Origin of the sequence: Streptomyces sp. NPDC005811 (assembly GCF_040630405.1) — a bacterium.
Taxonomy (GTDB): Bacteria; Actinomycetota; Actinomycetes; order Streptomycetales; family Streptomycetaceae; genus Streptomyces.
Map to the genome: position 1 here is coordinate 1 of NZ_JBEXXK010000091.1, position 19,115 is coordinate 19,115.

18 protein-coding genes and 2 pseudogenes are annotated in these 19,115 nt (G+C 72.0%); 15 read left to right on the forward strand and 5 right to left on the reverse strand.

Going from position 1 to position 19,115, the window contains the following annotated elements; translation table 11 throughout:
• Nucleotides 1-150: 150 nt before the first annotated feature.
• Entirely contained in the window at nucleotides 151-537 is a 387-nt protein-coding gene (locus ABZ490_RS49560; RefSeq protein WP_359006758.1) for a DUF2690 domain-containing protein, read from the reverse strand.
• Nucleotides 538-925: 388 nt separating this feature from the next.
• On the opposite strand from ABZ490_RS49560, the pseudogene ABZ490_RS49565 reads away from it, so the two are divergent.
• The 6 genes and pseudogenes from ABZ490_RS49565 to ABZ490_RS49590 form a co-directional block, all read left to right on the forward strand.
• Nucleotides 926-1,339 (forward strand): annotated as a pseudogene (locus tag ABZ490_RS49565) (SMI1/KNR4 family protein); the annotation flags it as partial.
• On the forward strand, nucleotides 1,340-1,606 hold the full coding sequence (locus ABZ490_RS49570) for a histone-like nucleoid-structuring protein Lsr2 (protein WP_359006815.1): 267 nt from the start codon (nucleotides 1,340-1,342) through the stop codon (nucleotides 1,604-1,606). It abuts the pseudogene before it with no gap.
• 70 nt (nucleotides 1,607-1,676) lie between these two features.
• A complete protein-coding gene (locus ABZ490_RS49575; RefSeq protein ID WP_359006761.1) occupies nucleotides 1,677-1,862 on the forward strand; it encodes a hypothetical protein in 186 nt (61 codons plus the stop codon).
• A gap of 329 nt (nucleotides 1,863-2,191) precedes the next feature.
• Nucleotides 2,192-2,566, forward strand: coding sequence for a hypothetical protein (locus ABZ490_RS49580; RefSeq protein ID WP_359006764.1), 375 nt, complete (start codon nucleotides 2,192-2,194; stop codon nucleotides 2,564-2,566).
• Between the two features lie 172 nt (nucleotides 2,567-2,738).
• A complete protein-coding gene (locus ABZ490_RS49585; protein WP_359006767.1) occupies nucleotides 2,739-6,554 on the forward strand; it encodes a helix-turn-helix domain-containing protein in 3,816 nt (1,271 codons plus the stop codon).
• A 173-nt stretch (nucleotides 6,555-6,727) separates the two neighbouring features.
• On the forward strand, nucleotides 6,728-7,612 hold the full coding sequence (locus tag ABZ490_RS49590) for an NlpC/P60 family protein (RefSeq protein ID WP_359006819.1): 885 nt from the start codon (nucleotides 6,728-6,730) through the stop codon (nucleotides 7,610-7,612).
• Nucleotides 7,613-7,694: 82 nt separating this feature from the next.
• Here the strand turns inward: ABZ490_RS49590 and ABZ490_RS49595 are convergent, their stop codons facing one another.
• Both ABZ490_RS49595 and ABZ490_RS49600 read right to left on the reverse strand, forming a co-directional pair.
• Nucleotides 7,695-8,522, reverse strand: a complete 828-nt coding sequence (locus ABZ490_RS49595; protein WP_359006770.1) for an ATP-grasp domain-containing protein — start codon at nucleotides 8,520-8,522, stop codon at nucleotides 7,695-7,697.
• Nucleotides 8,523-8,715: 193 nt separating this feature from the next.
• Entirely contained in the window at nucleotides 8,716-9,675 is a 960-nt protein-coding gene (locus tag ABZ490_RS49600) for an NAD(P)-dependent alcohol dehydrogenase (protein WP_359006822.1), read from the reverse strand.
• Nucleotides 9,676-9,836: 161 nt separating this feature from the next.
• On the opposite strand from ABZ490_RS49600, the gene ABZ490_RS49605 reads away from it, so the two are divergent.
• The 5 genes from ABZ490_RS49605 (at nucleotide 9,837) to ABZ490_RS49625 (ending at nucleotide 13,463) form a co-directional block, all read left to right on the forward strand.
• Entirely contained in the window at nucleotides 9,837-10,550 is a 714-nt protein-coding gene (locus ABZ490_RS49605; protein ID WP_359006825.1) for a helix-turn-helix domain-containing protein, read from the forward strand.
• 8 nt (nucleotides 10,551-10,558) lie between these two features.
• The gene (locus ABZ490_RS49610) at nucleotides 10,559-11,020 is read left to right on the forward strand and encodes a hypothetical protein (RefSeq protein WP_359006773.1); all 462 of its coding nucleotides are present in this window, start codon (nucleotides 10,559-10,561) and stop codon (nucleotides 11,018-11,020) included.
• 510 nt (nucleotides 11,021-11,530) lie between these two features.
• The gene (locus tag ABZ490_RS49615) at nucleotides 11,531-12,007 is read left to right on the forward strand and encodes a hypothetical protein (protein ID WP_359006776.1); all 477 of its coding nucleotides are present in this window, start codon (nucleotides 11,531-11,533) and stop codon (nucleotides 12,005-12,007) included.
• Between the two features lie 89 nt (nucleotides 12,008-12,096).
• Nucleotides 12,097-12,690 carry a TetR/AcrR family transcriptional regulator gene (locus ABZ490_RS49620; RefSeq protein WP_359006779.1) on the forward strand — a complete coding sequence of 198 codons (594 nt, stop codon included), beginning with the start codon at nucleotides 12,097-12,099 and terminating at the stop codon, nucleotides 12,688-12,690.
• 86 nt (nucleotides 12,691-12,776) lie between these two features.
• Nucleotides 12,777-13,463 (forward strand): type 1 glutamine amidotransferase domain-containing protein, encoded by a 687-nt coding sequence (locus ABZ490_RS49625; protein ID WP_359006782.1) that lies wholly within the window; start codon nucleotides 12,777-12,779, stop codon nucleotides 13,461-13,463.
• A gap of 382 nt (nucleotides 13,464-13,845) precedes the next feature.
• Here ABZ490_RS49625 and ABZ490_RS49630 read toward each other — a convergent pair.
• Nucleotides 13,846-14,326 (reverse strand): annotated as a pseudogene (locus ABZ490_RS49630) (AbfB domain-containing protein); the annotation flags it as partial.
• Between the two features lie 64 nt (nucleotides 14,327-14,390).
• Nucleotides 14,391-14,753, reverse strand: a complete 363-nt coding sequence (locus tag ABZ490_RS49635; RefSeq protein WP_359006785.1) for a hypothetical protein — start codon at nucleotides 14,751-14,753, stop codon at nucleotides 14,391-14,393.
• Between the two features lie 173 nt (nucleotides 14,754-14,926).
• On the opposite strand from ABZ490_RS49635, the gene ABZ490_RS49640 reads away from it, so the two are divergent.
• The 4 genes from ABZ490_RS49640 to ABZ490_RS49655 are packed head-to-tail and all read left to right on the forward strand — an operon-like array spanning nucleotide 14,927 to nucleotide 19,109.
• On the forward strand, nucleotides 14,927-15,742 hold the full coding sequence (locus tag ABZ490_RS49640; RefSeq protein WP_359006828.1) for a histidine kinase dimerization/phosphoacceptor domain-containing protein: 816 nt from the start codon (nucleotides 14,927-14,929) through the stop codon (nucleotides 15,740-15,742).
• Between the two features lie 24 nt (nucleotides 15,743-15,766).
• A complete protein-coding gene (locus tag ABZ490_RS49645) occupies nucleotides 15,767-17,071 on the forward strand; it encodes an FAD-dependent oxidoreductase (protein WP_359006788.1) in 1,305 nt (434 codons plus the stop codon).
• A complete protein-coding gene (locus ABZ490_RS49650) occupies nucleotides 17,068-17,841 on the forward strand; it encodes a DUF1365 domain-containing protein (protein ID WP_359006791.1) in 774 nt (257 codons plus the stop codon). Before ABZ490_RS49645 ends, ABZ490_RS49650 begins: the two co-directional genes overlap by 4 nt.
• Nucleotides 17,838-19,109 carry a class I SAM-dependent methyltransferase gene (locus ABZ490_RS49655; RefSeq protein WP_359006794.1) on the forward strand — a complete coding sequence of 424 codons (1,272 nt, stop codon included), beginning with the start codon at nucleotides 17,838-17,840 and terminating at the stop codon, nucleotides 19,107-19,109. Before ABZ490_RS49650 ends, ABZ490_RS49655 begins: the two co-directional genes overlap by 4 nt.
• Nucleotides 19,110-19,115: the final 6 nt, after the last annotated feature.

Here is a 19,115-nt window from a genome sequence, read left to right on the forward strand (position 1 = left end):
AGCCAGCTCAACATGCTCGGTTATCAAGTGTCCCTCCAATCAGCGGAAGCGGGGTGACCTGCGGGAAGGTTGGATTTTCGAATCAGACTCCTTCGTTCTCGATGTTGGGGGGGGGAGGGACGATCAACAGCAGTCGCGAGGCGCGACAGGTCAGAACCAGCCCGTGCAGACGATGGAGCCGCCCTTGCCGTTGGTGCCGCAGGCACGCATCACGAGGCCGTTGTCGTTCCACTGGGTGGTGTACGCGTCGCCGCCCGAGGTGACGGTCGTGCAGCCGAGCATCGGCTCCCAGGTGTTGCCGCCGTCGTTGCTGCGATCGACCCAGATCTCGTCACCGATCGTGCCGCCGCTGATACGGCCCCAGGCGCAGGCGGTCGTGCCGTTGTAGCGCAGCTCGACGGTACGACCGAACACGGTGGCGGACCTGGCCGTCCACGCGCCGGCGGATTCGGGTGGAGTGCCGTCACCGCAGGAGGTGTTGGAGGAAGCGCCCTCCAGCGTGCCGCCGATTCTCGAGTAGTCCCCGCACGACGGCACACCAGGTGTGATCGCCGGGCCCTGGAGGAAGAGGTTGCTGATCCAGGTTGTGTCTTCTCATGTCGTTCCCCGTTTTCTTTCTCCGGCCGTGATGGGTCGTCGCACGGCCGGCCGGCCGTTTGCTGTCGGCGTGGGTGAGCCAACCCCGGCGGTTGGTCGGCGCCGTCACGGGGTTGCTCCACAGCAGCGTGCTGGCGGCGCGAGGATCCTGTCGAGGCACGGACGTCGCCCGGCTGAACAGGCAACGGGAAACCCTCGGGAAACCCCAGGGAGCAGTTCGCTTGCCCCGTCCGGCACGTTGGTGCACGGCAGCACCCGCTGCCGTCTCGGATACGGGCGCTGATGTCAGTGGTCCCATTACGGTTCTCGCGTGGACGGGACAGGAGACGTGCGGGAGGCGTGGGGCCGGGTCACCGCGTGGCTTGAACGCAACGACCCCGAAACCCTCACCGCGCTGGGCGGCCCGGGGAGCCGTACGGCCATCAGGGAGGCCGAACTGCGCATGGGGCTGGACCTGCCCGAGGAGATGCGGCAGTGGCTGCTGGTGAACGACATCGATGCCGGCGGACAGCCCGACGGTCAGTCGTGTCTGGTGGCGCTGGGATGCGAGATGGACATCCCCGGAGGGCATCTCCTTCTCGGGCTGACGGACATCCAGCGGGTCTACCTCAGCCGGATGGGCCTGGAGGAGATGCAGCCGTCCCCGGACCCCGACCAGCCGTTCTGGCGTCGTGAGTGGGTGCCCATCGCCGCGGAGCGCGACGGTCTCTACGGGACGTTTCTGGACACTCTCAGCGGAAACATGGGGTCCTGGGACGAGGCTTCCGGCCCCGAGGAGGGCGCATACGCCTCGTTGTCCGCCTTCTTCCACGAGACAGCGGACCGCCTGGAAGGGGTGTCCTCGGGGGACTGGAGAGGCCCCGGCCGGCCTGCCGGCCCCCCTGGTCCCGATCCCCGTCCGGAAGACGAGCCGATACGTCTCTGGGCACGCGCGAACGGGTACCTCGTCAACGACCGTGGGCGTATCCCCGCGTCCATCCGCGAGGCCTACGAGGTGTCACAGAGGTAAGCACGCGATCGTGCCGATGAAGTCGTACGGGTCCCGGGTCCCGGGTCCCCGGCTCTCGGAGCGGCTTCTGTTGTCAGCGCAGGCCGGCGCCTTCCTGCGCGAGCGCGGTGCGCGGTTCGCCGAACTCGCCCGCGATCCCGATCCGGACGCGCGCCTGGCCGCGATCGGCGGGCTCGGGCTCGGGTGCATTGCGCGGCGGCGCTCCGGGAGATCGGCGGCCAGGCTGAGGCGCCGGCTGTCCTGCACGCACTGCTGAAGGCCATGGCTCAGAACCCCGCGACAGCGAACCACGTCGTGAACTGCCTGGACCGCATGGGCCCCCGCGCGGCACCGGCCGTTCCCCTGCTCCGCGAACAACCGCGAACAACCCGAGGCTGCACCGCCCCTCCCTCGCCAACACCGCGCCCACAGGGCGTTCCGACGTTGCCTCCCTCTTCCGAGACTCTGCTGGTCACGGCCGGTTTCCCGGTGGTGTGGCCGACGGGCAACGGGAAACCCGTCGACCTCCCCGGGCGCGGCGGGCCAGTCTGGTGGCTCAGATCAGACACGGCCTGCGAACAGGCAGGACGACCGCAAGGGGGAACCATGCGCAAGATCTTCCGTGGCGCCGCGGCGCTCGCGACGACGGCGGCCGCGGTGATGGCGATGAGCGGGGCGGCCCAGGCCCGGCCCGCCGCTGCCGCCGGGGACTGGGCCGGATGTCCGTCCGGCGCCGTCTGCGTCTACCCGCAGGGCCAGGACCCCGCCCAGCGCCCGAGCGACGTCTACTGGAGCTACGGGCCCCACGACCTGGTCAACCAGCACGGCTGGCACTGGGTCCTGAACAACCAGACCGGCGGTGCCACCGCCGAGCTCTGCCTCAACTACGGCGGTACCAACTGCAACTACACCATCCCGGCGCAGAGTGGGGTGTGGGCCGACCTGGGACCGGTCAACTCCATCAAGCTCAACCGTCCGTAGCACTCCTCAGCACCCCTCGCCCGGACACGAACGTCCGCAACCGCGCCCGCGGTTGCGGACGTTCGTGTCTGCGCCACACGGGTGAAAGGTTTGGTCGACCGTCCCACCCCCGCAGTAGCCTGTGCATCCGCTGTGTCACGGCGCTTGCGCGCGCAACACCCTGGGGGAAGCTGTGGGGGAGCAGCACACCGGCGACCGACGCGATGCGGGACCGCCCGACGGCACCGTCGCGTCCTTCCCTGCCCAGCTGCGGCGGCTGCGCCGCGAGCGCGGGCTGTCGCTGGCCGACCTGGCCCGGCAGACCCACTACAGCAAGGGCTACCTCAGCAAGATCGAGACGGGTGCGAAGCGGGCGACCGTCGATGTCGCGCGCCGCTGCGACCGGATACTGGGCGCCGAGGGCGGCCTGCTGCGGCTGCTGACGCCGGATTCCTCGCAGGCCGGGCAGAGCGAGGGCGCCACGACCGGTTCGGCGCAGTCCGACGGCGCATGTCCCTACCGGGGTCTGTCGGCGTTCACCGCGCAGGACACCGCATGGTTCTTCGGTCGCGAGCAGGCCACCGCCGCGGTGGTGGAACGGGTCTTCGAACGGGTCGGCGAGGGACCGCTGATCGTCGTCGCGCCCTCGGGCGCCGGCAAGTCGTCCCTGCTCAACGCAGGTCTCGTACCGGCTTTCGGGCGCCCCGGGGGTTTCCCCATGCCGGGCGCCGAGCGGTGGCCGGTCGCGGCGTTCACGCCCACCGCGCATCCGCTGGAGGAGCTGCTGACCGGCGTCGCGAAGGCCGTGGACGGCGATCTCGGCATCACCGTACGCCAGGTGCGGGAACGGCCCGAGACCCTGCTGGAGGCGGTGCGTCGGGCGGTGGACGGCAACCCCGGCGTCACCGCGGAGAGACGGTGCCCGCCGGTGCGGCCGGTGCTGCTCGTCGACCAGTTCGAGGAGTTGTTCACCCTCTGTACCGACGACGACGAACGACGGGCTTTCGTACGGGTGTTGTGCGCCCTGTCCGGATCCCGCCCGGCGGACGTCCAGGACCGGGCCCCGGCGGTCGTGGTCCTCGGCGTACGGGCCGACCTGTCGGGCCGCTGCCTCGAACTGCCCGAGCTGGCCCCGGCCTTCGCCGAAGGTCTCTTCGTGCTGCCCTCCATGTCCGTGGCCGAGCTGCGGGAGGCGATCACCCGGCCCGCCGAACTCGCCGGACTGACTCTGGAGTCGGGCCTGGTCCCCCTGCTGCTGCGGGACGCGGGCCTGCGGGACGAACCGGGCACCATGGCGGACGTCACCCCCTCCGGTGCACTCCCGTCGATCTCCCACGCCCTGCTGGCGACCTGGCAACGGCGCGAGGGCGCCACGCTGACCGTCGCCGGGTACGAGCGCACCGGCGGGATCCGGGGCGCGGTCGCGCGGACCGCCGAGAGCGTGTTCGCGGGGCTGTACCCGACCGAGCAGCAGACGATCCGCCGGATCCTGGTGCGCCTGGTGCACGTCGCCGACGGCACCGGACCGACCCGGCGCCGGATGAGCCGGACCGCGCTGATGGAGCGGGCGGCCGACACGGATGGCGCCGAGGCCGCCCTGGACGCGTTCGTGCGGGCCCGGCTGATCACCGCCGACCGGGACACGGTGGAGATCGCCCACGAGGCGCTGCTGCACGCCTGGCCGCGGCTGCGCGGCTGGATCGACGCCGACCGGGCCGGACTGCTGATCCACCAGCAGCTCGCCCAGGCCGCCGACGAATGGGAGCGTGAGGGTCGCGACCCGTCCGCCCTCTTCCGGGGCACCCGCCTGGACACCGTTCGTGCCTGGGTGCAGGAACGCGACGGCAGGACCGGGCTCAGCCCGCAGGAAGAGGCCTTCCTGCGGGCGAGCCTGGCCGAGGAGGCGCAACAACAGCGGCTGGCCCGGCGCCAGTTGCGGCGCCGGCAGGGCACGCTGGCCACGCTGGTCGTGCTGCTGGTCCTGGCCGTCACCGCCGGGGCCCTGGCGTACCAGCAGCGCGCGGCCGCCCTTCAGCACGAGCGGGTCGCACGCTCCAAGGCCCTCGCCCTCCAGTCCACATCCCTGGCCGCCGGGCAGCCCGAGGCCTCCATGCTGCTCGCGGAGGACGCCTACCGTTCGCAGGCGACGCCGGAGGCGCGCGGCGCCCTGCTGAGCACGCAGGCGCAGCCGTTCTCGGCCCGGCTCGGCGGACACCGCGGTCCGGTCAACTCGGTGGCGTTCGCGCCCGACGGGCGGACTCTCGCGACGGGCAGTTCGGACGGCACCGTGATGCTGCGCCGACTCGCCGACCGGCGTACGACCGCCACGTTCCGGATGCCCGGACGGGTGCGGTCGGTCGCCTTCAGCCCCGACGGCCGTACGCTCGCGGCGACCTCGACCGACGCCCCGGTCAGGCTGTGGGGCACGGCCGGCCACCGCGTCAGGCTGGTGCTGCCGGCGAGCACCACGGGCGCCCGGGCCGTGACCTTCGATCCCCGCGGGCGCACGCTGGCGGTCGCGGGGGCCGACGGGACCGTCCAGCTCTGGGCCTCGGACACCGGGCGCCGTGTCGCGTCCTTCGCCGGGCACACCGGGCAGGTCGACGCGGTGGCGTACGCGCCGGACGGCCGGACCCTGGCGTCGGCCGGCGCCGACCGGACCGTACGGCTGTGGGACACGGCCGGCGACCGGCGGCCCGTCGTGCTGCGGGGGCACACCGACGAGGTCTACGGCGTGGCGTTCGCACCGGACGGGCGGAGCCTGGCCAGCGGAAGCGCCGACCGGACGGTCCGGCTGTGGGACGTGTCCAGGCGTCGGACGACCGCGGTGCTGAGCGGGCACAGCGACGACGTCAACGCGGTGGCCTACGCCCCCGACGGCGCCACGGTGTTCAGCGCCGGCGGAGACGGCACGACCCGGGTGTGGGACGTGCGCAGCGGGATGCAGACGCTGACGCTCACCGGCCACACCGACTACACGATGGGGGTGGCCGTGAACGCCGACGGGAGGATGCTCGCCACCGCCGGGTTCGACCAGTCGGTGGTGCTGTGGGACCTGCGCGGCTCGGTGCTGACGGCGCGTCCGTTCACCGAGGTGTGGCAGTCCGCCTACAGCCCCGACGGCAGACTGCTGGCGACCGCCGACGCCGATCACACCGTGCGGCTGTGGGAGGTGGCGCGGCGCCGGGTCGTCGCGACGCTGCGCGGCCACCGCGAGGCCGTGTTCTCGGTGGCGTTCGCGCCCGACGGGCGGACCCTGGCCTCGGCCGGGTCCGACGGCACGATCCGGCTGTGGGACGTGGCCACCCACCGCTTCCTCGCCACCCTCCCCGGGCATCGCGGAAACGTGTTCGCGGTGGCGTTCGCCCCCGGCGGCACCCTGCTCGCGTCGGCGGGCGCCGACCGTACGGTACGGCTGTGGGACGTGCCGGGGCACCGCCTCCTGGCCACCTTCACCGGCCACACCGACTTCGCCAACGACGTCGCTTTCAGCCCCGACGGGCGCACCCTCGCCAGCGCGGGCGACGATCTGACCGTACGGCTGTGGGACGTGGCGGGACGCCGTCGGCTGGCCACGCTCACCGGCCACACCGGCGCCGTACGGGCAGTGGCGTTCAGCCCGGACGGGCGGTCACTGGCGAGCAGCGGCAACGACGGGACCGTACGCCTGTGGGACGTGCGTCGGCACCGCCAGGTCGCGGCGCTGCGCGGCCACACCGGCTCGGTGCGCGGCATCGCCTTCTCGCCCGACGGCAGACTGCTGGCCAGCAGCGGCAGCGACCGTACGGTGCGGCTGTGGGAGGTGGCCGAGCGGCGGCCCTGGGCCACCCTGACCGGTCATACGAACGCGGTGTGGGGCACCGTCTTCGCCCCGGACGGGCGGACCGTGGCGAGCAGCAGCACCGACGGGACCGTACGCCTGTGGGAACTCGACGTGCCGGCACGGTTCGCCGCGATCTGCCGGCTGCGGCTGTCCGGGGCGCCCGAGCCGGGGTGCCGGCCGAGCTGACCGCACGACAGAAGAGCCTGGTGGGAGGGGGTTTCCCCAAGGTTTCCCGTTGCCCGTTCGACGGGGACACCCTCAGGCTCTCGACGGCGCGCGGGAACGCGCCACAGGCTTCTGCCCACCAGCAGACAGCACACCAGCACTCAAGACGAAACGGGGGTCCCGGCATGTTCCGCATGTCCCGCCGGACCGGTCTCATCGGCACACTCATCGCCTTACTCGCACTCGTCCTGGGAACGACGGGGTCCGCCCTCGCGTCCCCCGCTCCCGCTCCCGCCCCCGCCCCCGCTTCCGCCCGAGCCGCGGACAGCCGGTGCGCGGTCCTGGCGTCGGGCGCCTCCGCGGCCGCCGAGCGGGCCGTCGCCGCGGCCTGCGAGCAGGTCGCGGCGGGCACCTGGTACACGTGGGGCGGCGGGCACGGCGCGCAGCCCGGCGCCACCTACGGGCAGGTGGATCCCACGGACCCGGCCAGCGAGCACGACCCCGAGCGGCGCGGCTTCGACTGCTCGGGCCTGGTCCGCTACGCCTACGCACAGGCCGCCGGCTCCGACATCCTCGACGGGGTCGCCTCCCAGCAGTACTACACGCACCACGCCGCCGAGCGCTTCACCGCCGCACAGGGCCTCGCCCCGCTGCTGCCGGGCGACCTGCTGGCCTGGGGCACCGAGCAGGACCTGCACCACATCGCCATCTACCTGGGCGCCGGCAAGATGGTCGAGGCCCGGCAGTCCGGCACCAAGCTCATGGTCAGCGACGTCCGGCTGAACGGCGACTACTTCGGCGCCCTGCGCGTCAACACCGGCCCGGTCACCGGCCATGTCTTCGAGACCTGGGGCACCGGCGTGTGGACCAAGGCCGAACCGTCGACCCGCGCCCGCCGCGTCTACGCCTTCCCGGACTCGACGACCATCCGCGTCGAGTGCCAGAAGCACGCGGAGCGGGTCACCTCCGACGGCTACACCAACGACGCCTGGTCCTACCTGCCCGACTACAAGGCCTGGATGAGCAACATCTACATCAAGGGTCCGGCGTGGCTGGAAGGGGTGCCCACCTGCGCCTGACGGGGTGACGGCGCGTACGGTTGCGCTCGCGGTGGTGCTGGGCAGGGCCAGGTGTCCGACCGTTCGCCTTCGAGGAACCGGTTCATGACAGTGTCGGCGTCGGGCGACCGGCGTCGGCCGTCCGCCGCTCCGGAATCTGTTCCGGAGGGGCCGTCGGCCTGTTCAGGTGCGGCCGGTCCCGGTCGGTGACTGCGGTGATCGGGCCGGCGGCGCGGAGGACGGTGTCGAGGACGCGATCCGGTTCGGCGGCGTAGCAGTGGGCGAACCACGCCATGTTGGCTTCGACGACCGCCCAGCTGCCGTCGGAGAGCCGGCCGATGTCCAGGCACACCGCGCTGGGCAGGCTCGCGGCCGTGGCGTCGAGGACGGTGCGGGCGAAGGCACGGCTTTCGGCGTCCAGTGGTGCCGGGTCGAGGTGTCCGTGGACGGCGTAGCGGCTTCCGGTGACGGCTGTGCCGTCGAGGACGAAGAGCCGGTACTCGGCGACGAACTCCACTACCTCGCTCACCAGGACCGGCGTGGAGGGATCGAGCCTGCCGGGCAGGCCGGATCCGTCCTCGTGGACAGCGGCGGGCAGCAGGTCGATCTTGGCCGAGGGCGGTTTCACGAAGACTCGTTCCCGCAGCGCCCGGGCCTTGCCGAGGGTGGTGAGCCGTATGTGGCGCCGCAGGAGAGTGTGCGGTACGTGCGTCAACCAGTCGTCGGCCGGTTCGAGCAGCCCGAGGCCCAGCGGACCGGCCAGGCGTGCGGCCGCACGGGGACCTCCGTACCAGTGCACCCGGCGTCCCTCGGCACGCGTCACCCGGTCCGTCACGTCGTAGCCGCGCCAGGCCGCTGCCCGTGCGATGAGCTCGGCGGTCGAGGTACGGGGTGCGGGAAGGAGAAGGACGGGAGGGGTAGGGGTTTCCACCCCGGTGACTCTAACGGCCCCCAACTGCCGACTCGCGGCGGGCGGAGCGATCCGGAGTCCACCTACCCCCGACCTCTGGAGCTCAAGGTGCCGCCGCCACCCGCCGAGTTGACTTGAGCGAGCGGGACCGGCCGATGGCGGCGTCGGCCGGGCCCCGACGGCTCGTGGCGGGACACTGGAGAGGCCGCCACGGTCAGGCGATGCGTACGACGTACTTGCCGCGCACGCCGCCGTTCGCGAGGGCCTGGTGGGCGGCTGAGATCTCCTCCAGAGGGAACACCGTGTCCACCGGCGGACGCAGCAGCCCCTCCGCCGTGTGGCGGGCGAGGTCGTCGAGGAGCGGGCGCTTGGGGTTGCCGCTGAAGAACCGCACCCGGCTTCGTCCGTGCACCGCGCTTGCCGCGATGATGCCGAGGGTTGCGGCGACGCGCTCGTGGTCGAGGGCGACGGTGACCATGCGGCCGCCGGGGACGAGGAGCTTGCGGTAATCGGAAAGGTCGGTTCCGACGGTGTCGAGTACGACATCGAAGCGGCCCAGTTGGTCCGGGCGGACAGCCCGGTGGTCGACCGCGTGGTGGGCGCCCAGCCCGTCACGGACGAAGTCGAGATTGGCCGCGCGGGCCAGGCCGGTGACCTCCGCGCCGAGCGCGCGGCCGAGTTGCACGGCGACGCTGCCGACGCCACCCGCTGCGCCGCGTACGAGGAGAGACTCGCCGCGGCGCAGGCGGGCCTTGTCGCGCAGGGCGGTGATGGCCGTGGTGCCGCCCGTCAGCAGTGCGGCTGCCCGGACCGGGCCCAGCCCGTCAGGGATGCGGCCGAGCCGGTCGGCGGGGACGGTCACGTATTCGGCGGCGCTGCCGAATCCCGAGGCGAGGCCCAGGACGCCCCACACCCGGTCGCCGACGGTGAGATCCGTGACGGCCGGGCCGAGTGATGCGACCTCACCGGCGAGATCCAGGCCGACGCGCTGCGGGAACCTGCGGCCGGTGATGAGGGGGACCTTGCCCGAACGGCCCGCGGCCTCACCGCCGTTCACACTCACGGCACGCACCCGTACCAGTACCTCACCGGTCTTCGGTTCGGGACGCGGTATCCGGCCCACGTACAGCACCTCAGGACCACCGAAGCGGTCGTAGAGAGCGGCTTTCATCATCGTGTCCATGGGCGTCACCTCTGCCGGTTGGGGGAGTGGTGCCGAACGTAGACTGGCAATCGGAGAACATCGTCCACTTACCGCGGAGGTGAGAGGAATTGACCGCAGGATCCTCTCGGATCACCGGCGAAGACGCGGGCCGGGGTGGTACGGGGGACGGGCTGAGGGCGGATGCCCGGCTCAACCGGCAGCGCATCCTCGTGGCCGCCCGCGCGGTGTTCGCCGAACGGGGGATCGATGCGCCCGTGACCGCGGTGGCCACGCGGGCCGGGGTCGGGGTGGCGACGCTGTACCGGCGCTTCCCGACCCGGGACGATCTGCTGCGGGCCGCCTTCGCGGAACAGACGCAGACCTGCTCCCGCGTCCTTGCCGAGGCCGCTGCCGACCCCGACCCGTGGCGCGGCTTTTGCCGGCTGGTCGAGACGGTGTGCGCGCTCCAGAGTGACGAACGGGCCTTTCCCGCAGCCTTCCTCGCAGCTTTCCCCGACGCCGCGCATGCGCACGCCGACGCCCGCGGTGGCGCCGAGCGAGACGCCCTGACCCTGGTCCGCCGGGCCCAGGCCGCAGGTGCGCTGCGACCCGACTTCCACCCCGCCGACCTGGGCATCGTCTTCCTGGCCAACGGCGGACTGGTCGCCGCGCTGCCGGGCGACCGCTCGGCGTCCCGGCGCCTGGTGGCCTATCTCCTGGAAGCGTTCCGCGCCCGGCCGACCCGCGGTCCTCTGCCCTCGCCTGTCCCGCTCCGCCTCGGCCGGCTGCCGTTGATCACTGGCGGCCTTCGAGGAGGCGTCCGACGGGTGGCAGAACCGGCGCGTGATCACTCTGATCGGTCGAGTGCCACCCTCGGAGGGCCTGACGGACGGAATGAGCGTTGAGTCGTGCGGTGATCCGCGTCGCGCGAGGAGCCACTGGATTCTGGGGGCACGGCGATGCCCCGTTGCCCCAGGTGGAAGTCGCGGCCTTCAACACCGTCTGCCATGCGGTGGCGAGATCGATTCGGGGCACGGTCGCCGAACTGGCGCCGGCCGGAGCCACGTCGAACTTCCATGTGGCGCGGATTACCGCGCCGGGCATGCGGTCGAACGTCTTGTGCCACGAGGCACTCCCGGTCATTGCCTTTACGGCGAGTCCACCGCAGGCAGGCGTGCCGCTGACGCAGTTCTCCTCCCCACCGGGCTGGGCGCACGCGTTTGAGCGGTGCGGCTTCCGGCTGCTGGACGTCGACGAACTGAGCACGCCGTTGGCGATGGCCGACACCGGCGAGCTCGCCGAAGCCGAGCGGGAACAGGTGCGTCACTGGTGTCCCGGAACGGTCGGCGAGCTGATGTTCAACTGGTGGGACTGATCCCGGTCATTTGGCCGAGGGCCTGTCGGCGCGGTTCGTGACGCATCGGGTCAAGGGCGGCCGCGGCATACTCGTGAGGGGAGGGCGCCAGCGCCGGGGAGGGTCGCCGTGGTGTTCGGGTCCCGGACCGGGGCGAGTGCACTGATGACGGGCCGGCATTCGCCTTCGCCGACGGGGACCGGGTCCACCTCGCCTGCCGGGTACACGGTGACGCGGGCCCGCCCGCATCCACGGTGGTGTCGGCGAGCCGGACGTCGCACGTCGAGACACTGGAGCACGGCCTCGTCATCGCCGAACGCGCGGCAGGAGAGCGGGTCGTCATGGCGGCCATGTCCGCTGCCTCGGTTCTCGCTGATCCCACGAGCGACCGGTTCGAGCGAGCGAACGCGTCGTAGTCACCGCGCCCGTGTCATCCATGACCCTGCGCGCGGACGTCTCACCCGAATCCCCGGAAATCTCCCATGAGACAGTCGGACGCGACTCACCGATCACCACCGAGGAGAGGAATCCATGAGACCGCTGCCCGCCGTCACCAGCCGTGACGAGTTCGATGCCCTCGTCGTCAGAACCGACTACCTCGACGACCGGGCGTGGCAGGACGTGGTGGCGGCGCTGAGGGAGCCCTGGGGAGACGGGCAGTACGAGGCAGACGTCCACTTCGTCGACGATCCGGCCTGGTCGGGGGCAACCGTCGACGAGGTGTTGGCGGCGGTCCGCGGCGACGGCAACCTGGCCGTCGTCTTTCTCGCCGACCGTACGACCATGCAGGCCGAGAGCCACCCACTGCTGGCGGTCACCACGCTGACGCGGGAGGAATGCGTGGACGACGAGGACTACGAGCAACTGACCGAGTTCGGTCGTGATTTCCGTGCCATCCCCGCAAGACTGCACGAGGTCCACGCGAACCTGAGCATCGGCAACCTGGGCTTCGAGGAGTTCGCGGCATGGGCCCACGATGATGCCGAGGGGATCTTCCGGTCCTTCTGAACGGGCGCACGGAACTGCGGCCTGAGCCCTGGAAGCGGTCGCCTCTCCTTTCTAGACGACTGGTCTACTCGACTGCTACGGTTCACCACATGCCGGTCACCACGCGCACCAAGGACACCCGCCGGATCATCCTCGACACCGCCCAGCGGATCATGGCCCACAAGGGCTACTCGGCTGTCGGCATCAATGAGGTGCTCGCGGAGGCCGGCGTGCCGAAGGGGTCCTTCTACCACTACTTCGCCTCGAAGGACGCCTTCGGGGAAGCGATCCTGCGGAGCTACTTCGCGGACTACCTCACGGACATGGACCGTGTTCTCGCCGACTCCGGACAGTCGGCGGCCGAGCGGCTCATGGCCTACTGGCAGCAGTGGCGGGAGACGCAGAGCCTCGAGGAGTGCCAGGGAAAGTGCCTGGCCGTGAAGCTCGGGGCCGAGGTCGCGGACTTGTCCGAGCCGATGCGCCTGGCTCTGAAGGAGGGTACGGGCTCCGTCGTCGAGCGCATCGAGCGGACGATCACCGACGGCCTGGAGGACGGCTCTCTCTCGGTCGACGGCGAGGCCCGCGATGTCGCGCAGGCCCTGTACGACATGTGGCTCGGAGCCAGCGTCATGGCGAAGATCCATCGCAGCCTGGCCCCGCTCGACACCGTCACGGCGGTGACGCGTGGCCTTCTGCACCTGTAGAACACCCGCACCCCGTGACCGGCCCGGTCATGGGGCACCATTTCACCCTCAATAGTAGACTGGTCTACTCACCCAAGGAGTGTGTCATGAAGGTTCTGATCGTTCTCACCTCGCACGACGAGCTGGGCGACACCGGCGTCAAGACCGGGTTCTGGCTGGAGGAGCTCGCGGCGCCGTACTACCGCTTCAAGGAGGCCGGCTGGGAGATCACGCTCGCCTCGCCGAAGGGCGGTCAGCCGCCGCTCGACCCCAAGAGCAACGAGCCCGGCTTCCAGACGGACGACACCCGGCGCTTCGAGGCCGACGCGGAGGCGACCAAGGCACTGGCGAACACCGTGCGCCTCGACTCGGTCTCGGCTGGCGACTTCGACGCGGTCTTCTACCCTGGCGGCCACGGCCCGCTGTGGGACCTGGCCGAGAACCCCCTCTCCGCCCGGCTGATCGAGACGACCCTGCGCTCCGGCAAGCCCGTGGCACTGGTGTGCCACGCACCCGGCGTGCTGCGGCACACCGTGAACGAGGACGGCACCCCGCTGGTCGCGGGCAGGAAGGTCACCGGATTCGCCAACTCCGAGGAGGAGGCCGTCCAGCTCACCGACATCGTCCCCTTCCTGGTCGAGGACGAACTCACCAAGCTCGGCGGCGTCTACTCCAAGACCGGCGACTGGCAGCCCTATGTCCTCACGGACGGCCTGCTGATCACCGGGCAGAACCCGGCCTCCTCGGCCCCCGCAGCCGACGCCCTGATCGAACTGGTCACCAAGGCCGGCTGAAGAGCGCCTGCGTGGTCATGCCGCGCGAGCAGGTGACCGACCCGGCCGCGCCGGCTCTCTACGCCGGCGCGGCCCGGGCGGCACCGGAGGGCACGGCCGTCGACGGTGCGCTCATCCACCGCTTCCCGAGCGTCGACGACGCGCGGGCCTCGTACGAGATGAAGACGCAGGGATTGGGCGACGTGTCCATAGCCGGCGCGACCGGCGGCATCCTCTCCCTCGCTCTGATGCCCGTTGCCACCGCCACAGCCTATCGCCGATCCCGCGCTGTCCGTCCAATGCGTGCTACTGCCCTGGCGGGTGCCTCAGGGACCAGGTGGTCTGCTCACGAGGAGTCGACACACGTAACGCTCATCGCGTGTGTCGGTACACCCCGGTCAGGTCAGGTCGTCACTCGGAAGGTGGCGTCACTGCGCCCCGTCGCGGTGGTGATCGGGTCGAGCCGCAGCTCTTAGGCGTAGTGCCGGATGTAGCGGTCCGGGTGGTTGTACGACCGGAACGACGACCAGGTCGTGTCGGCGAGCCCGGCGACCTGGCGGAAGGTCGCGTCCTGGGCGAACTCGACCGACTCGAAGGAGACCGTGCCGGAGCCGGCCAGACCCGGCCTCAGCCGGAACCGGGAGTCCTCGGCGGGGCTGACGTTCGGGTCGACGCGCACGTCGAAGTTGGTGTGCCGTACGTACCGGTCCTGGAAGTTGTAGGACTGGAGCTGGTTGACCGCGGTGTCGGGCCCAGCGGGTGAGCACGCGGCTCTCCTCGGCGGCGGTCAGGTGGAGGACCCAGCCAGGCCGCTTCTTCGTGCCGCCCATGCTGTAGCTGCCCGAGGTCTGCTTCTGGTAGGCGGCGGGGTTGGACGGGTCGGTCGGCTGCCGCACCGGGCCGGACCGCTTCCGCGCCGTCGCGGTCGTTCCGGTTGACCGTTTCTCGTCATCCGTCACCTCTGCCTTTCCCACGCGGCGTACGGCTGCACCAGGCCCGCTCGCATGCCTCCAACCAGCGCAGATCGGCCTGCAACCGGAGTGCGACGCCCTGGAGGAGCAGCCCGGCGTCCGAACCCGTGTCGTGGACCAGGGCGGCACGCTGGGCCTTGGCGAGGCCGCTCATCAGCTCCCGCCGACGCGCGTTCACGAGCGCGAGCGGATCGGCCGTGCCGGATTCGCGGGCAGCCACGAGCTTCAGATGGAACTCCGTCACATCCGCCCGTGGCCCGACGCTCTCGGCCATCCACGCGGCCACTCGCTCGTGTCCGGCCACGGTCGGCGCGAACACCTTGCGTGTCGGGCCACGCACCGCCGCTTCCTCGCGTACCAGGACGACCAGGCCCGCTTTTTCGAGCCGGTGAGCGTGACATAGACCTGCCCCGCGTTCAGCGTCTCCCCGAGCGGCCCGAGCGCCGCCGCAAGGCGCCTGAGCAGGTCGTAACCGTGCGACGGCTCCTTGACCAGCAGCGCCAACACGACGTCATGCACGCGTCCCCCTCCAGACGTACGGGCACGGCCCCTCCGAGCTCCCGCCTCGGGGCCTGGGCGTTCGGTGAGTACGTCCGTGGCCGGCGCGCCTTTGTCGCCGAGTTCGAGCGGCGGGCCGCGCTCGCCGAGTCGGAGCGCCTGGCCCTGGCCCGGGTCGCCGTGGCCGAGGATCGGGCGCGCATCGCCCGCGAGATCCACGACGTCCTCGCGCAAAGCGTGAGCGTGATGGTCCTCAATGCCGAGGGCGGCAGGCTGATGCGGCCCGCCGATCCCACGGTCGTCGACCCGGTGACGGCGGGGCCGCCGAGCCCCTCTCGGCCGATCTGCGGCGGCCGGTCGGCCGCCTGGACACGAGTGGCACACGCGCCCGGATGGACCTGCGCGGAGAGCGACGCGAGGGTAGGGGGCAACACCGGTACCGAAGGGCCCGGGCGGCTGGTCCGCGTACGGGTGGAGAACTCCGCCGGAGCCGGCGGGGGAGCCGACCCGGAGCGCCCCGCCCCGCTCCTCCCCTGCGGCCGCGGGCTCACCGGCATGTGCGGATGTGCCGCCCTGTGCGGCGGGAGGCACGGCCGTTGCGGTGCCGCTCGGCGGGCGGATCGCCGCAGGCGACCCCCTGCTCGCCGTCCTGCTCCCGCCGGTCATCGTCGCCGAGGCGAACGCGGGACCTCATCGAGAGCCGGGCCACACCCGCCACTCCCGCCCCACCCCTCACGGACCGGCGCGACGCCGGAGGCGCGCCCCCGGGACACCGAACGGGAGAGCGGCCAATCCATCGTCCGCTCGGCTCCGGATTACGCGGAGACCTGATCGCCAAGGGCGGGAGGAGAAGCGATGGAGCGGACGCCGCGGGACGCGACCCGGCGGGCGGCACCGTACGGACGACGGACGGCGGTGGTGGGCTCGGGCGTGGCGGGGCTGACCGCCGCCTACGTCCTGGGCCGCAGCAGCCACGTCACCCTGTACGAGGCCGACGACCGGCTCGGCGGACACGCGCACACGCACGAGCTGACCTCGCCGTACGACGGGCGGGTGCACCGGGTGGACTCCGGGTTCATCGTGCACAACCGGCGCACCTATCCGAACCTGCTGCGCCTGTTCGACGAACTCGGCGTCACCACGCAGGAGTCGGAGATGAGCATGTCGGTGCGGTGCGAGGGCTGCGGCCTGGAGTACGCCGGTGCCCGCGGCCCGTCCGGTCTGTTCGCCCGGCCCCGCAATCTGCTGCGCGGCGCGTATCTGCGGCTGCTGACCGAGGTACCGGCCTTCCACCGGGCCGCCCGGCGGCTGCTGGCCGAGGGCGCCGACGACACGCTCACCCTCGGCGAGTTCCTGGACCGGAAGGGTTTCTCCGCCTACTTCCGCAGTCACTTCATGACACCGGTGGTGTCCGCCGTGTGGTCCTGCGACGCCGCCACCGCCCAGCACTACCCGGCCGCCTACCTGTTCCGCTTCCTGGAGCACCACGGCTTGCTCTCCGTGGGCGGCTCTCCCGTGTGGCGCACGGTCACCGGCGGTTCGCGCGAGTACGTCGACCGGCTCGCCAAGCACATCGGGGAGGTCCGCACCAGCACCCCGGTACGGGCCGTGCGCCGCCATGCCGACGGCGCCGACGTGACAGCCGCGGACGGAACCACCGAGTCGTACGACGCGGCGGTGATCGCGGTCCACCCGGACCAGGCCCTGCGCCTCCTCGCCGATCCGGACGCGCGGGAGCGGGAAATCCTCGGCGCGTTCCGCTACTCGCGCAACACCACGCTCCTGCACACCGACACCCGGCTGCTGCCGCGTGCCGCCGGAGCCCGCTCCTCCTGGAACTACCTCATGCCGTCCTGCCTGGCCGGCGCCGACCGGGTGCGGGTCAGCTACGACATGAACCGGCTTCAGCGCCTGGACTCCGCCGAGCGGTTCGTCGTCACCCTGGGCGGGGAGGACCGGGTCGATCCCGGCCGGGTGCTGGCCCGTATGGTCTACGAACACCCCGTCTACACACCCGAGTCGGTGGCCGCGCAGCAGCGGCTGCCCGAACTGAACGGCGCGGTCTGCGCCTTCGCCGGGGCGTACCACGGCTGGGGGTTCCACGAGGACGGCTGCCGCTCCGGCGTGGAGGCCGCGGCCGCGCTGGGAGCCCGCTGGTGAGCACCGTACCCGCCCTGTACCCGTGCACGATCACGCATGTGCGGACCGCTCCGTTCCGCCATCCCCTGCGCCACCGCACCTACCTGTGGCTCGTGGACCTCGACCGCCTACCCCGGCTGCCACGCCCGCTCGGACCCCTCGCCCGGTTCGATCCGCGCGACCACTTCACCGGCGACCAGCCCTCGATCCGCGCCGGCCTGGAGGCCTTCCTGGCCGCGCACGGCATACGGCTGGACGGCGGACGCGTGCTGATGCTCACCCACGCCCGGGTGCTCGGGTACGTCTTCAACCCCCTGACCCTGTACTGGTGCCACGGCCCCGACGGCGACCTGCGCTGTGTGGTCGCCGAGGTGCACAACACCTACGGCGGGCGGCACAGCTACCTGCTGCGCCCGGACGCCACCGGGACCGCGGACACCGCCAAGGCGTTCTACGTCTCACCCTTCTTCCCGGTCGACGGCCGCTACCGCATGCGACTGCCGGTGCCGGGGGACCGCCTCGACCTGACCGTGCACCTCGACCGTGACGGCGGCCGGGCCCTGACCGCGACGGTACGGGGTACCCGGCGTGCGGCGAACGGCCCCACCCTGCTGCGTCTGGCGCTGCGCCACCCCTGGTCCACCCTCGTCGTGTCGGCCGCGATCCGGGCCCACGGCATCCGCCTGTACCTGCGGGGGCTGCCCGTCCAACCCCGCACGGACGACCACGACGACCACCGCACCGACGACCACCGCCCCGACGGCCACCGCACCCCGGAGAACGCGTCATGAGGACGGCAGAGCCCCGTACCACCCCCGAGAACCGAGCCCCGGCCGCCGATCCGGGCCGCTGGCCGGCCGTCGCCGCCGTGCCGTCGGCCTCGCGGGCCCGTGCCGCCGTGACCGAGGCCCTGGTGCGCCGGGCGCTGCGCGGGCTGCCCCTGCGGGCCCGGTTCGCGGGCGGCGCCGCCCTCGGCAGGGGCGGGCCGCTGCTGGAGGTGCACGACCCCCGCGCCTTCCACGCCCGGATCGGCACCGACGGGTTGGTCGGCTTCGGCGAGTCCTACATGGCGGGGGAGTGGGACGCCCCCGACCTGGTCGCCGCCCTGACCGTGCTCGCCGGCCACGCCGCCGACCTCGTCCCGGGCCCGTTGCAGCGGCTGCGCGGTCTGTGGGCGCCACGGCACCCGCACGACGAGCGCAACACTCCCGACGGCTCCCGTGCCAACATCAGCCGCCACTACGACCTGTCCAACGACCTCTTCGCGCTCTTCCTCGACGACACCCTCACGTACTCCTCGGCCGTCTTCCGGGGCTTTCCCGCGAGCCCGGACCTGCTCCCGGCCGCCCAGCACCGCAAGATCGACCGGCTGCTGGACCTGGCCGCCGTGGGAGAGGGCACCCGCCTGCTGGAGATCGGCACCGGCTGGGGCGAACTGGCCCTGCGGGCCGCCGCACGCGGGGCCCGGGTCACCTCGCTCACCCTCTCGCGGGAACAGCGGGCCCTGGCCCAGGAGCGCGTGCGCGCGGCCGGACTGACGGACCGTGTCCGCGTCGAACTGTGCGACTACCGCGAAGCCGGCGGGGAGTACGACGCCGTGGTCAGCGTGGAGATGATCGAGGCGGTCGGCGCGGAGTTCTGGCCGGTGTACTTCCGCACCCTGGACGAACGGCTGGCGCCCGGCGGCCGGGCGGCGCTCCAGGCGATCACCATGCCGCACGAGCGGATGCTCGCCAGCCGGGACACCTTCACGTGGATCCACAAGTACGTCTTCCCCGGCGGCCTCATCCCCTCCACGCGGGCGATCGAGGAGACCGTCCGCGACCACACCCGGCTGCGCCCGGCGCGCCGCGACGCCTTCGGGGCCCACTACGCCGAGACCCTGCGCCTGTGGCGGGAGCGCTTCACCGAACGCGCCGAGGACGTCGAGGCGCTCGGCTTCGACGAGACGTTCCGCCGCCTGTGGACCTTCTACCTCGCCTATTCGGAAGCCGGGTTCAGGTCCGGATACCTCGACGTCCAGCAGTACCTGTTCACCAAGGAGGGCACCGCCCGATGACCAGCC

Bases quoted from the DNA above. Each gene is read 5' to 3' on its own strand.
- ABZ490_RS49570 (WP_359006815.1), top strand. From the start codon at position 1,340: ATGGGGTCCTGGGACGAGGCTTCCGGCCCCGAGGAGGGCGCATACGCC.
- ABZ490_RS49580 (WP_359006764.1), top strand. From the start codon at position 2,192: ATGCGCAAGATCTTCCGTGGCGCCGCGGCGCTCGCGACGACGGCGGCC.
- ABZ490_RS49590 (WP_359006819.1), top strand. From the start codon at position 6,728: ATGTCCCGCCGGACCGGTCTCATCGGCACACTCATCGCCTTACTCGCA.
- ABZ490_RS49600 (WP_359006822.1), bottom strand. From the start codon at position 9,675: ATGATGAAAGCCGCTCTCTACGACCGCTTCGGTGGTCCTGAGGTGCTG.
- ABZ490_RS49615 (WP_359006776.1), top strand. From the start codon at position 11,531: ATGAGACCGCTGCCCGCCGTCACCAGCCGTGACGAGTTCGATGCCCTC.
- ABZ490_RS49620 (WP_359006779.1), top strand. From the start codon at position 12,097: ATGCCGGTCACCACGCGCACCAAGGACACCCGCCGGATCATCCTCGAC.
- ABZ490_RS49625 (WP_359006782.1), top strand. From the start codon at position 12,777: ATGAAGGTTCTGATCGTTCTCACCTCGCACGACGAGCTGGGCGACACC.
- ABZ490_RS49640 (WP_359006828.1), top strand. From the start codon at position 14,927: ATGCACGCGTCCCCCTCCAGACGTACGGGCACGGCCCCTCCGAGCTCC.
- ABZ490_RS49645 (WP_359006788.1), top strand. From the start codon at position 15,767: ATGGAGCGGACGCCGCGGGACGCGACCCGGCGGGCGGCACCGTACGGA.
- ABZ490_RS49655 (WP_359006794.1), top strand. From the start codon at position 17,838: ATGAGGACGGCAGAGCCCCGTACCACCCCCGAGAACCGAGCCCCGGCC.